The sequence below is a fragment of the Flavobacterium sp. 20NA77.7 genome (genome assembly GCF_031326205.1).
In the GTDB taxonomy this organism is placed as follows: Bacteria; Bacteroidota; Bacteroidia; order Flavobacteriales; family Flavobacteriaceae; genus Flavobacterium; species Flavobacterium nakdongensis.
The window spans coordinates 269,764-282,514 of the sequence record NZ_CP133721.1 but is presented as its reverse complement, the minus strand read 5'-3'; the positions used below and the strand labels follow the sequence as shown (position 1 = coordinate 282,514).

The following is a 12,751-nucleotide window of genomic DNA, read 5'->3' as shown; positions in this document are numbered from 1 at the left end:
CAAGAAATTGAGGCTTTTATTTTTCTATCAAAATACTTACTGCATTCCCTCCAAAACCAACCGCATTTACTAAAATTCTTTTCAAGGGTTTACTTATTTGCTGTGGATAAAAAGGAGAAGAAATAAATTGTTGCTTTTCAAGCATTAAAATTGCTAATTCTATACTTAATAACCCAGAAGTGGCAAAAGTGTGCCCAACTTTCCATTTATTTGACGTAAGTAAGGGTTGTTGTTGTCCAAATACTTTTACTATCGCTTCTCTCTCAGATTGATCTCCTAAAATAGTTCCAGGCGCATGCATGATAATCGCATCAATAGATTCAAGTGGTAAATTGCCAATAGCCATTTTCATAGACTTTTGAAAACATTCGGCTTCAGAAGAAATTGATGTAGCACTAGACAATACTTCAGTAGCATAGCCCATACCCACTATTTTTGCTAAATAAGTTGAATCTTTTAGAGACAATACAATAGCTACAGCTCCTTCGCCTAAAACCATCGAATTCTTAGTCTTTTCAAAATCTAATGCTCTACAAGGCAAATCATTTTTTTCCTGTGTATAAACTTTTAAAGCTTCTAACTGAGCTAACGTAAACGGAGTTAGTGGTGCTTCACTGGCACCTACCAAAAAAGAATGAACTAAACCTGCTTGCAACCACGCAATAGCATTTAAAATACTATGTAAACCTGAAGAGCACGTAATAGAATGTGATAATTCTGGGCCTCGAGTTTGTAAATCATGCGCAATCCAACTTGAAATATTTCCTAATGTAGTAGCAGGTGAAGTATAAGTAGTTACTTTTTTAGTCGTATAAAATTCTTCAAAATACTGTTCAAATAAAGATGTAGCGCCCCGTGAAGAACTAAAATTTACGCCAAGGTCTGGCATTCCTATTTCTATTTGTGAAATTGCTTTTCGGGCAACGGCTAATCCTAATAATACAGTTTTATCTATATGTTTATATTTTGATTCTAAAGCAATTTTTGTCAGGTACGCATTGTCTTCAATTGAAAGTTTTGAAACCAAATAGTCCTTTTCATTTGCTTCCAAAGTGCTAAATAATGCTTTTGGATGTAAATAATTTTTCCAAACTTCTTCTTTAGAACTGCCTAATGCTGAAATAGAAGCCAACGAATGAATATAAACGGGTTGTTTTAACATACTACTTCATTTAACGCTTTTTCAATTAATTCATAAACCGTATGTAAACTTTCATCTGAAATACAATAAGGGGGTAAAATATAAATAGTATTACCAACGGGACGTAAAATAACACCATTAGTTATAAAAAAATCATATAGCTTATTTCTTAATGCACCATAATAGGCTTGTTTTTCGGCTACTTTAACTTCTAAAGCAAAAATAATTCCTTTCACTCTCGTAGCAGCAACATTGTTATTTAATCGTATGTTGTGTTCAAAAACTAGATGATTTGCATGAATACGATCTATATTTTTTTTAGTTTCAGGTTGTTCTAATAAATGAATACTTGCCAAAGCCGCTGCACACCCTGTGGGATTTGCTGTAAATGTATGCCCATGAAAAAAAGCATGATTCGTGTTTTCGCTTATAAAACCATCAAAAATTTCTTGTGTGAACGAAGTAATTGCCATAGGAATTGTACCTCCCGTTAATGCTTTTGACAGACACATCATATCAGGTTGCATATTCAAATAGTCACAAGCGAATAATTTCCCTGTTTTACCAAAACCCGTCATCACTTCATCTGCAATAGTAAAAACCTTGTTTTTTTTACAAATTTCTAGTAATTCGTCTAATACTGACGCTTCATACATGACCATTCCAGCTGCGCCTAAAACTAGGGGTTCAAAGACAAATGCAGCCACTTCATTTTCAGCTAGTGCTTTTTGTAATGCCTTTTTAGATTCTTCTTCCTTTCCTTTTACAGGAACAGGTATTCGAATAACATGAAGTAAAGCGTCTTGAAAAGCTTCCGTAAATAAACCTATACCACTTACAGCCATTGCGCCAAATGTATCACCATGAAAAGCATCTTCAAATGCAACTATTGTATTCTTTTTTATGCCTTTATTATAAAAATATTGGAGCGAAGCTTTTATAGCTACTTCCACAGCTGTAGAACCATTATCAGAATAAAAATATTTCTTTTGATTAGAGGGTAAAATTTGGACTAATTTTTCAGCAAGTTCTACCACTTTATTATGTGTAAAGCCACCAAATAATACGTGTTCTAATGTTGTTAATTGTGTGTAAATTGCTTGTGCAAGAAAAGGATTAGCATGTCCAAAAGGATTGACCCACCATGAGGCTATTGCGTCTATGTATTGTTTGCCATTTTCATCCCATAAAAACTCATTTTCTCCTTTAACAATAGCTGGAAAGTTTGACTGCAACTGATGTTGAGTGTAAGGATGCCAATTATAGAGGTTATCTTTTTCTGAAAGCGTCATGAAAATTGAGATTTGTATTCAGAGATTTAAATTATTCTGAATGCAAAGGTATTAAAGTCCTAGCTTTTATTTATAATTTCAGCAACTTATCTCTAAATAAATCGGCATAATAACATACAACATTTTTATCAAAATAAGGCTCTTGTTCTATACGACCTATCATAGGAACATTTGTTTTAGCAAGTATAATTTGTTCAGTAGAAGCGTGCTCATCCCCTGAAAATATAATCCCTGCCACAGGAATATTTCTACTTTTTAAAGCTTCTATAGTCAATAAGGTATGATTAATACTTCCTAAATAATGTCGAGAAACTACAATTACCTTATAGTCAGGTTGAATTAAATCTAAAATTGTATGTTCTTCATTTAATGGAACCAATATCCCCCCTGCACCTTCAATAACTAAATGATTTGTAGTTTTGGGTTCTTTAATTTTTTTAATATCAATGGTAATTCCGTCTCGTTCTGCAGCTAAATGAGGGCTTGCTGGAGTATTTAGGGCATATGCATTTGTTAAAATTTGAGATTTTGAATTTGAGATTTTGGATTTTATTTTATCGGAATCTGAAAAATTTAAATCTCCTGCCTGTATGGGTTTCCAATAATCTGCTTCTAATGCTTCAACTACTATGGCAGAAGCAACTGTTTTGCCAACATCTGTTCCTATTCCTGTAATAAATACTTTCATTTTTTTTATTTAACCGCAAAGTTCGCAAAGATTTCACAAGGTTCTTAAAAATATCTATTAATTTTTTTTAAATCTGTGTATCTAAAACTAAAATTCAAAATGACAGCTTTCGCACTTATACCTTTGTTTCGTAAATAAGGGCATGGATAAAGTAAACAAAGCATATATAAATGCTAAAAACGATTTAACATCTTTAATAGTGGTAACCATATTGACATGTTGAGAACCACAGTTAGGACAAGATAATAATTCGCCTTTATTATCAACAGCGTATTTTGGAATAGAATCTAAAATTTGTCTTGATTTTAGTACATCTTCTGAATGTACAAATACTTTTACCCCGCCTAAAGCATTACTCAATAATGGATCTGTATTGATTGTATTTTCATTTTGCAAAAACACTTCAATACCTTCAGATTCTAACTTGCCTTTAATTAAATAAGCCTCTAATGAATATTGATAAGTTGCGATTTGTTGGAATTTTGACATATATAAAGAGGATTAATCAAATACAAAATTACTCAATGCTGACAAAACTTCTTGCATTTCTCTTTCAGTATTGTATGAATGCAAACAAAACCGCAATCGTTCTTGACCTTCTGGAACGGTTGGTGCTAAAATAGGTTTCACCTCAAATCCTTTTTCTTGTAATTGAGAAGCTATTTTTTTTACTTTATGGTTACCGGGAAGTATAGCCGAATGAATCGCCGATTTACTATATACAAAAAGTGGCTTGACTCCTAAAAACTGTTTTTGCTGATTGAAAAAACTAATATTATCTTTTAATTTTTGAAGTTCAGTCGACTGATTTAAATTTTGATACGCTACTAAAATTGTCGCAACCGAATGAGGGGAAAGTCCGGTTGTATAAATAAAACTTCGAGCAAAATTAACTAAATATTCTATTAAATCAGCATTTCCTAAAATAGCCGCACCATGACAACCCAAGCCTTTACCAAACGTCATAATTCTGGCAAATACTTTATTTTGAAATTGTTGCGATTGTATTACACCTTCACCTTTTTCTCCAAACACACCTAAAGCATGCGCTTCATCTACAACTAAGAGTGCCTTAAATTTTTCTGAAAGTTGGACTAATTTTTCTATATTAGGCGTATCACCATCCATAGAAAAAACGGATTCTGTTACGATATAAATTGTTTCTTGTTTGGCATTTTGGATTTGAAGTTTGATAATTTTGTTTTCCAAATCTTCATAATCGTTATGCTGAAATTTATACGATTTAGCGTGACTCATTTGTATGCCATCACGAATGGAAGCATGACACAACTCATCATATAAAATAACATCATTTCTTTGCGGCACAGCGCTAAAAAACCCTACATTAGCATCATACCCCGAATTAAAAATCAAAGCTGCTTCTGATTGATGAAACTCTGCAATATATTTTTCAGTAACAACATATAAATTATGATTCCCTGAAATTAATCTGGAACCAGTTGCCCCGTTAATTTTTTGGTTATTAGCTACTAGATATTTGTGCGTTGCTTCAAATATTTCTTCATTTTTAGCAAAACCCAAATAGTCGTTAGATGAAAAATCGATCTCTTCACTATGAAGCAAAAGACTTCTTAGTGCCTGTTTTTGGACCCTTAAATTTAATTTTTCTTGAAGTGAATGAGGAAGTTTCATAATAAAGCAGCAAATAAAGTTTAGCCATCAAAAATAAAAAATCCCACAGAGATTTACACTATGGGATTTATATTTGAAATAAAATAACGAATTAGTCGGCTAATACTATTACTTTATTGTCTTTCATTTCTAGGGTTCCTGATTGAATAGGCAACCAATAATTTTGCTGATTCACTTTCGTAAATTTAGCTTCATGCACGGGATCAATTGAAATTTGAGAAGCATTAATTTTTACACTTCCTTTTGTTAAAATTGACACTATTGGTGCGTGATTATTCAGCATTTGAAACTCACCATTAACTCCAGGAACAGCTACTGAAGTAACTTCTCCTTTAAATAACGTTGCCTCTGGCGATACTATTTCTAAAATCATATTTCTTAGTGATTAGTGATTAGTAATTAGTGATTAGCAAGTAACTGAATACTGTGACTGAATACTGAATACTAAATTAAGCTTCTGCTAACATTTTCTCTCCTGCTTCAATAGCATCTTGGATACTTCCTTTAAGATTGAATGCTGCTTCAGGTAAGTGGTCTAGTTCACCGTCCATAATCATATTAAATCCTTTGATAGTATCTTTAATATCAACAAGTACTCCTGGAATACCCGTAAACTGTTCAGCTACGTGGAAAGGTTGTGATAAGAAACGTTGTACTCTACGAGCACGTGATACAACTAATTTATCTTCTTCTGATAATTCTTCCATACCTAAGATAGCAATGATATCTTGTAATTGTTTGTAGCGTTGTAAAATTTCTTTTACGCGTTGTGCACAGTTATAGTGGTCATCACCTAAAATTTCTGGAGCTAAAATACGTGAAGTAGAATCTAATGGATCTACTGCAGGATAAATACCTAATTCAGCAATTTTACGAGACAATACTGTTGTTGCGTCTAAGTGAGCAAACGTTGTTGCAGGTGCAGGGTCAGTTAAGTCATCGGCAGGTACATATACAGCTTGTACAGAAGTAATAGAACCTGTTTTAGTTGACGTAATACGTTCTTGCATTGCACCCATTTCTGTTGCAAGTGTTGGTTGGTAACCTACTGCAGAAGGCATACGACCTAATAACGCAGATACCTCAGATCCTGCTTGTGTAAAACGGAAGATGTTATCAACAAAGAAAAGTACGTCTTTACCTTGTCCATCTCCTGCTCCATCACGGAAATATTCAGCGATAGTTAAACCTGATAAGGCTACACGTGCACGTGCTCCAGGTGGTTCATTCATTTGTCCAAAAACGAAAGTAGCTTTAGATTCTTTCATTCCTGCTTTATCAACTTTAGACAAATCCCATCCTCCATTTTCCATAGAGTGCATGAAATCGTCACCATATTTAATAATACCTGATTCTAACATTTCTCTTAAAAGGTCATTTCCTTCACGTGTTCTTTCACCTACACCGGCAAAAACTGATAAACCTCCGTGACCTTTTGCAATATTATTAATTAACTCCTGAATCAATACCGTTTTACCTACTCCAGCACCTCCAAATAAACCAATTTTTCCTCCTTTTGCATAAGGCTCAATCAAATCGATTACTTTAATACCTGTAAATAAAACTTCTGTAGAAGTTGATAAATCTTCAAATTTTGGCGCTGGTCTATGAATTGGCAAACCATTTGACCCTTCCTTAGGTAAATTACCTAATCCGTCAATTGCATCACCAATTACGTTAAATAAACGACCGAACACTTCTTGCCCAATTGGCACTTGAATTGCCGCTCCTGTAGCTACCACTTCTGTACCTCTTGACAAACCGTCAGTAGAGTCCATTGAGATAGTACGCACGGTATCTTCACCAATGTGAGATTGTACTTCTAATACTAATTTAGTACCGTCTTTTTTAGTAATTTCTAATGAATCATAAATTTTTGGAAGCTCTGCATTTGCAGTGTTAAACACTACATCTACTACTGGTCCAATAATTTGTGCAACTTTTCCTGTAACTTTAGACATTGCTTATGTATTTATTTAATAGCTATTTAGAGTTGAAAAAAATCATGTTTTTTCGGGTGCAAAGATAGTTTTTTTAGAATTAATTTTGCAATTTATTTTTGAATTTTTTTACAAATAAAAAAGCGAAATGAATCATTTCGCTTTAATTTTTTTATTCTACTGTAACGGATTTTGCTAAATTTCTAGGCTGGTCCACATTACACCCTCTTAATACCGCAATATGATAGGATAATAATTGCAATGGTATTGTGGTTAATAGCGGTGTTAATGCTTCTGAAGTTTCTGGAATTTCAATAACGTGATCTGCTAATTCTTTAACCTGAGTATCTCCTTTCGTTACCACAGCGATAATTTTACCACTTCTAGATTTAATTTCTTGTATATTACTCACAACTTTATCGTAATGTCCTTTATTTGGTGCAATTACTATTACTGGCATTTGCTCATCTATTAAAGCTATAGGTCCGTGTTTCATTTCTGCAGCCGGATACCCTTCAGCGTGGATATACGATATTTCTTTTAGTTTTAAAGCACCCTCTAAGGCAACTGGAAAATTATATCCTCTTCCTAAATACAAGCAATTTGTAGCATTTTTATAAATAGATGCAATAGCTTTTGACGATTCATTTGTCAACAGCGCTTCTTGTACTTTTTCAGGAATCATTTCTAATTCTAATAAATACCTTTGATAATCGGCATGATTCATTGAGCCTTTTGCTTTTGCTAAACGCAATGCAATAAGCGTCAATATTGTAATTTGTGTCGTGAACGCCTTAGTAGACGCCACGCCAATTTCTGGCCCTGCATGTGTATAAGCTCCAGCGTGTGTTTCTCTTGAAATAGAAGATCCTACAACATTACAAACTCCAAAAACAAAAGCGCCATTTTCTTTCGCTAATTTGATTGCGGCTAACGTGTCTGCTGTTTCTCCTGATTGGGAAATAGCAATTACAATATCGTCTTTATTAATAATTGGGTTTCTGTATCTAAATTCGGAAGCATATTCTACCTCAACGGGTATTCTAGCAAATTCTTCTATAATATATTCAGCCACTAATCCTGCATGCCACGAAGTGCCACAAGCAACAATTAGTATCCGTTTTGCATTTAAAAATTTTTCTAAATTATCTTCGATACCCGACATTTGAATAATGCCTTTGTTTGCCAATAATCTACCTCTATACGTATCTTTAATTACATTAGGTTGTTCATAAATTTCTTTGAGCATAAAATGCTCATAGCCACCTTTTTCTATTTGCTCCAAATTCATTTGAAGTTCTTGAATATATGGATCTACTAATGAATCGTCTTTTATTTTTCGCACTTTCATTGGTTTATGAAGGCGAATAATTGCCATTTCTTCATCTTCTAAATATATGGCATTTGAGGTATATTCAATAAAAGGTGATGCGTCAGACGCAATGAAAAACTCTTCTTCTCCAATTCCAATTGCTAAAGGCGAACCTAGACGTGCTGCCACCAATTCGTCAGGCTTGTTTTTATCAAACACAACTATTGCATAAGCACCTACTACTTGATTTAAAGCTACTTGTACAGCTTTCCCAAGTTTTAATTTCTCTTTTTTTTGAACTTCTTCAATTAAATTTACTAATACTTCCGTATCCGTATCTGATTTAAACGTATAACCTCTTTTAATTAATTCTTTTTTTAATGGCTCATAATTTTCAATAATTCCATTATGAACAATCACTAAATTTCCCGAATTTGATAAGTGAGGATGAGAATTCACGTCATTTGGGACACCATGTGTCGCCCAACGCGTGTGACCCATACCAATAGATCCATTTGTTGTAATTTCTTTTGAAACACGTGCTTCTAAATCTGAAACTTTTCCTTTTGTTTTAGCTAATTTTAAATCCTTTCCATCATACAAAACCACACCAGCACTATCATATCCTCTGTACTCAAGTCTTTTTAATCCTTTTATAATAATTGGATACGCTTCTCTATGACCAATATAACCTACAATTCCACACATATTTAATTTGGTTTTGTATAATTTATAACTAACTTTAATCGTTTAGCTGCGTCAGTAGCATTTGTTCCATGAAGAACTGTTCCCATAGGAGACATTATAGATGCAGCTGGGAAATATTTCACTTCTTGAACCTGACCAGTTGTTTGAGACTGGAAATTAGGCAAGTTCTTACTTGTTTTATAATAATAATTTGAGGTTGTCGCAATCGTTTCAGAAATACACAAGCCTAATCTTACATTTTTATTTATATCTTTAGAAGCATCCACTTCTTTGCTATTAAACAAGTTATTGATATAATTTGTAATTCTAATTTTGTATTGTGTTCCTTTTCCGTTTGCATCGACTTCAATAATTCCGCCATGTACAACTTTACTTTTTTTAACATTCGTATTTGTAGATGTATCAAAAGTATAGTCAATTAATGCTTTTTGATTTGTAGCATCAAATAAATATAATCGTAAAGGTTCTTCTGATTTTTCCAAAGCCGCCATTTTATTTTGGTCAATAAAGAACGTAAGATAAGCATCGTTTATTAACCATCCTTTTTCTCTATATTGCCTTAACTCAGCAGATCTTCCATATGCATCTATATTGTTATTCCCAAACAAATCAATATATACAACAGAGCCCTTACCCCCTTTTAAATATAAATTAGCATTTTGACCTAAAACCGTATTATTTGGTAGAGATATATCATTTGAAGCGCTACCTAAATGAGTTATGTAATCGGAACTAAAATTGTTTTGTTGTAAGGATACTGTATTTGCCCCAGCATTGATTCCCATTGTTATAGTAAAAGTTTTTGATGATGCGTCTGTTGCTCCAGTAGAAATGGAAGTGTAATCAATATTCAATTTAGCATTTGAAAAGTTTAACATAGCCATAGCAGGATCTACGCCAGATATTTGTTCAGTTTGAAAATACAACCCTCTAAAATATTCTTTAAATGCATTGTTGTTATAAATATTAGCGGAAGACGCCTGTAATATTTTCTTTTTAAAATATTCTTTATTTAATTCCAAATAAATTCCAGGTGCTAAACGTTCTTTAACTACTCTTACCGACACATCATTTTGATCAGCTAATTGGACATCATTAGCATCTACATAAACATAATTTCCGTTTATTAACTTTCTTTTATAAACAATAATTTCGTTTTTATTAAAATAAAATTGATCATTTTGTGAAGCATTTGGGCTATCATTTAATCTCATTCCATTTGCAACAGAATTTCCATTGCCATCATGCCCTTTTTTCCATGTATTTATTGTAGCATCTAAATCGGAATAAAATTTTTGATTGGATAAAAAATCATCGTTTGGATCAGTAGTATTTAAATAATATCCATTTTCATAAACACTTAATTTAAATTTTTTATCATCTAAATCATCGATATGTTGGTCTAAAATAAAATTTTTAGCATAGATAGAATCTAATGTATATGTTTTTGATCCGTCTGTTGAACTTGTAGCTACCGTGCTGAATAAAGGAATATATAAAACTACATTTTCAATTTGCACGTTAGTCCCAAAATCTGGATTTCCTGTGCTTAAAGTTAATTGTGTAACAAAATTTGCTTTGGTTGTACCAAAAACGTCATTTTCGTAAATTCCTAGAGGATTTGTTGGTAAATTATTTGTTTGCACCTCACCTGTAGGAACGGTATAAGCTTTAATTGTTGCCGTTTCATCTACATCATGAACAAAATGCTCATCTCCTATTAAATCTGAACCAACAGTATTAAATTCTTTATCACAAGAAATAAAAATGAATGCTAAAAATAGAAATAGAATTTTAAAATATGTTTTCATCATAAAATTTAGTAATGTGTCCTTTTTAATTAAACTATAAAGCAAATTTGCTTTTGTTATAAAACCTGTTTTTTTATAAAATTGATGTAGGTTTCTTTAAAACTTTCTTTAGGCTCGAAAGGTAAAAAAGGTTTTTTTGATGTTTCTATATATTTTGTTAAATCTGAGGACAATTCTTCAGACGCTACTAATATAGCATCAGAATGAAGAATAGTTGCTTTCATTAAATTTTCATACGTTGGACTTTCATATAAAGCAATAGCATCTTCTGGAAGATTATCAAAAGCTAATTTTTTAATAAGTTCCACGTCTAACGTACCATCAAATGACTGATTGTAAATTGAAGAAATGATTTTTGTATCTTCAAAAATCCCTTCATCTTTATAGTAATGCTTTAAATAGACAGGTAAAAGCGAAGCCATCCAACCATGTACATGAATAACATCAGGAACCCAATTTAGTTTTTTTACCGTTTCAACAACTCCTTTTGCAAAAAATATAGCACGTTCATCATTGTCAGGATATAACACTCCTTCTTCATCAGAAAAAGTGGCTTTTCTTTTAAAATATTCATCATTATCAATAAAGTAAACCTGAATTCTTTCTTTTGGAATAGAAGCTACCTTAATTATCAAAGGCATATCCATATCGTTTACAACAAGATTCATCCCTGATAACCTAATCACTTCATGTAATTGATGTCTCCTTTCATTAATGTTACCATATCTAGGCATAAAAATTCTAATTTGCCCTCCTAATTCATTAATAATTTTTGGCAACTCATATGATTGTAACGACACCTCATTTTCAGCCAAATATGGCACTACTTCAGATGATACATACAATATCCTCTTATCAGTCATAAATAAAAAATATTAGTATTTGTATTTTCAATTCGCAAATTTACAAATTTTTATGGACTTATGCACTAATAATAGTAAGTTTGCAATTCATTTAGACTTGACATGCACTTATTTAATACAAAAAATGCTTTGCAAACTTTTCTAGAATCTCTACGAAAAGGAAGAAAAATTGGTTTCGTACCCACAATGGGGGCTTTACACGAAGGTCATTTATCTTTGCTTAAAAAATCTTTACTTGAAAATGATTTTACCGTGCTTAGCATTTTTGTAAATCCAACCCAATTTAACAACCTCGAAGATTTACACAATTATCCGAGAACATTAGAGAATGATTTAAAATTAGTTCGCGAAATCTCTTCAAATATAATTGTCTATGCACCATCGGTTGAGGATATTTATGAAGGTAAAATGCAATCTTTTCACTATGATTTTGATGGATTAGAATTTCAGATGGAAGGCAAACATAGACCAGGTCATTTTGACGGAGTGGGCACTATTGTGAAAAAATTATTTGAAATTGTTTTACCTCAAAATGCTTATTTTGGCGAAAAAGATTTTCAACAGTTACAAATCGTAAAAAAATTAGTTGAAAAGCACCGCCTCAATGTAACCATTATAGGTTGCCCCATTCACAGAGAATCTAATGGCTTAGCTATGAGTTCAAGAAACGAACGCCTTTCGGAAAAAGCAAGAAAAGAGGCAGCTATTATATTTCAAACACTAACTGAAGCGAAACAGTTTTTTCAAACTCATACTGTTCAAGAAACAACAACATGGGTGGAGAGTATTTTCAATTCAAATCCAAATTTCACATTAGAGTATTTTACCCTTGCAGACGAACAAACTTTAGTGTCAATTGATGAAAAAATAGCATCTCAAAAATATAGAGGCTTTATTGCTGTATTTATTGAAAATATCCGACTTATTGATAATCTACCTTTTTATTAAAAAACCTATTATTTTTTTAAATCATTTATTTAACTTTGCAACATGCAAATACAAGTAGTAAAATCTAAAATACACCGTGTGTCGGTGACTGGTGCCGATTTAAATTATATTGGCAGCATTACTATTGACGAAGCTTTGATGGAAGCCTCTAACATAATTGAAGGAGAAAAAGTACATATTGTCAACATAAATAACGGCGAACGTCTAGAAACATATGCTATTAAAGGCCCAAGAAATTCTGGCGAAATTACACTTAATGGTCCAGCTGCGAGAAAGGTGCACAGAGGAGATATAATTATTATTATTTCTTACGCATTACTTGATTTTGAAGAGGCCAAAACATTTAAACCGTGGTTAGTTTTTCCTAACGAAAAAGACAATTCGCTTACTTAATT

At 32.5% G+C, this 12,751-nt stretch carries 12 protein-coding genes; 2 read left to right on the top strand and 10 right to left on the bottom strand.

From position 1 onward, the window contains the following. Nucleotides 1–16: 16 nt before the first annotated feature. From RF683_RS01220 to RF683_RS01175, 10 genes are all read right to left on the bottom strand, one after another. Nucleotides 17–1,162 carry a beta-ketoacyl synthase N-terminal-like domain-containing protein gene (locus RF683_RS01220; protein WP_309532417.1) on the bottom strand — a complete coding sequence of 382 codons (1,146 nt, stop codon included), beginning with the start codon at nt 1,160–1,162 and terminating at the stop codon, nt 17–19. Next, on the bottom strand, nt 1,156–2,433 hold the full coding sequence (gene bioA / locus RF683_RS01215) for an adenosylmethionine--8-amino-7-oxononanoate transaminase (RefSeq protein WP_309532416.1): 1,278 nt from the start codon (nt 2,431–2,433) through the stop codon (nt 1,156–1,158). Before bioA ends, RF683_RS01220 begins: the two co-directional genes overlap by 7 nt. A 70-nt stretch (nt 2,434–2,503) precedes the next feature. Then, on the bottom strand, nt 2,504–3,121 hold the full coding sequence (bioD, locus tag RF683_RS01210) for a dethiobiotin synthase (RefSeq protein ID WP_309532415.1): 618 nt from the start codon (nt 3,119–3,121) through the stop codon (nt 2,504–2,506). An 87-nt stretch (nt 3,122–3,208) separates the two neighbouring features. Then, on the bottom strand, nt 3,209–3,610 hold the full coding sequence (locus RF683_RS01205; protein ID WP_309532414.1) for a putative signal transducing protein: 402 nt from the start codon (nt 3,608–3,610) through the stop codon (nt 3,209–3,211). A gap of 12 nt (nt 3,611–3,622) precedes the next feature. Further along, nucleotides 3,623–4,774, bottom strand: a complete 1,152-nt coding sequence (locus tag RF683_RS01200; RefSeq protein WP_309532413.1) for an aminotransferase class I/II-fold pyridoxal phosphate-dependent enzyme — start codon at nt 4,772–4,774, stop codon at nt 3,623–3,625. Between the two features lie 91 nt (nt 4,775–4,865). After that, nucleotides 4,866–5,147, bottom strand: a complete 282-nt coding sequence (locus RF683_RS01195; protein ID WP_298658108.1) for a F0F1 ATP synthase subunit delta/epsilon — start codon at nt 5,145–5,147, stop codon at nt 4,866–4,868. 76 nt (nt 5,148–5,223) lie between these two features. Then, nucleotides 5,224–6,735 (bottom strand): F0F1 ATP synthase subunit beta, encoded by a 1,512-nt coding sequence (atpD, locus tag RF683_RS01190; protein ID WP_309532412.1) that lies wholly within the window; start codon nt 6,733–6,735, stop codon nt 5,224–5,226. Nucleotides 6,736–6,886: 151 nt separating this feature from the next. Next, nucleotides 6,887–8,734 carry a glutamine--fructose-6-phosphate transaminase (isomerizing) gene (gene glmS, locus RF683_RS01185; RefSeq protein WP_309532411.1) on the bottom strand — a complete coding sequence of 616 codons (1,848 nt, stop codon included), beginning with the start codon at nt 8,732–8,734 and terminating at the stop codon, nt 6,887–6,889. Nucleotides 8,735–8,736: 2 nt separating this feature from the next. Continuing rightward, nucleotides 8,737–10,548, bottom strand: coding sequence for a DUF4270 domain-containing protein (locus RF683_RS01180; RefSeq protein WP_309532410.1), 1,812 nt, complete (start codon nt 10,546–10,548; stop codon nt 8,737–8,739). A gap of 53 nt (nt 10,549–10,601) precedes the next feature. After that, on the bottom strand, nt 10,602–11,408 hold the full coding sequence (locus tag RF683_RS01175) for a glycogen/starch synthase (RefSeq protein WP_309532409.1): 807 nt from the start codon (nt 11,406–11,408) through the stop codon (nt 10,602–10,604). Nucleotides 11,409–11,510: 102 nt separating this feature from the next. On the opposite strand from RF683_RS01175, the gene panC reads away from it, so the two are divergent. Beyond that, on the top strand, nt 11,511–12,356 hold the full coding sequence (gene panC, locus RF683_RS01170) for a pantoate--beta-alanine ligase (RefSeq protein WP_309532408.1): 846 nt from the start codon (nt 11,511–11,513) through the stop codon (nt 12,354–12,356). 42 nt (nt 12,357–12,398) lie between these two features. Further along, entirely contained in the window at nt 12,399–12,749 is a 351-nt protein-coding gene (gene panD / locus RF683_RS01165; protein WP_298657774.1) for an aspartate 1-decarboxylase, read from the top strand. Nucleotides 12,750–12,751: the final 2 nt, after the last annotated feature.

What these genes read in the sequence shown, in the direction of transcription:
- RF683_RS01220 (WP_309532417.1), bottom strand. Translation starts at nt 1,162, where the DNA reads ATGTTAAAACAACCCGTTTATATTCATTCGTTGGCTTCTATTTCAGCA.
- bioA (WP_309532416.1), bottom strand. Translation starts at nt 2,433, where the DNA reads ATGACGCTTTCAGAAAAAGATAACCTCTATAATTGGCATCCTTACACT.
- bioD (WP_309532415.1), bottom strand. Translation starts at nt 3,121, where the DNA reads ATGAAAGTATTTATTACAGGAATAGGAACAGATGTTGGCAAAACAGTT.
- RF683_RS01205 (WP_309532414.1), bottom strand. Translation starts at nt 3,610, where the DNA reads ATGTCAAAATTCCAACAAATCGCAACTTATCAATATTCATTAGAGGCT.
- RF683_RS01200 (WP_309532413.1), bottom strand. Translation starts at nt 4,774, where the DNA reads ATGAAACTTCCTCATTCACTTCAAGAAAAATTAAATTTAAGGGTCCAA.
- RF683_RS01195 (WP_298658108.1), bottom strand. Translation starts at nt 5,147, where the DNA reads ATGATTTTAGAAATAGTATCGCCAGAGGCAACGTTATTTAAAGGAGAA.
- atpD (WP_309532412.1), bottom strand. Translation starts at nt 6,735, where the DNA reads ATGTCTAAAGTTACAGGAAAAGTTGCACAAATTATTGGACCAGTAGTA.
- glmS (WP_309532411.1), bottom strand. Translation starts at nt 8,734, where the DNA reads ATGTGTGGAATTGTAGGTTATATTGGTCATAGAGAAGCGTATCCAATT.
- RF683_RS01180 (WP_309532410.1), bottom strand. Translation starts at nt 10,548, where the DNA reads ATGATGAAAACATATTTTAAAATTCTATTTCTATTTTTAGCATTCATT.
- RF683_RS01175 (WP_309532409.1), bottom strand. Translation starts at nt 11,408, where the DNA reads ATGACTGATAAGAGGATATTGTATGTATCATCTGAAGTAGTGCCATAT.
- panC (WP_309532408.1), top strand. Translation starts at nt 11,511, where the DNA reads ATGCACTTATTTAATACAAAAAATGCTTTGCAAACTTTTCTAGAATCT.
- panD (WP_298657774.1), top strand. Translation starts at nt 12,399, where the DNA reads ATGCAAATACAAGTAGTAAAATCTAAAATACACCGTGTGTCGGTGACT.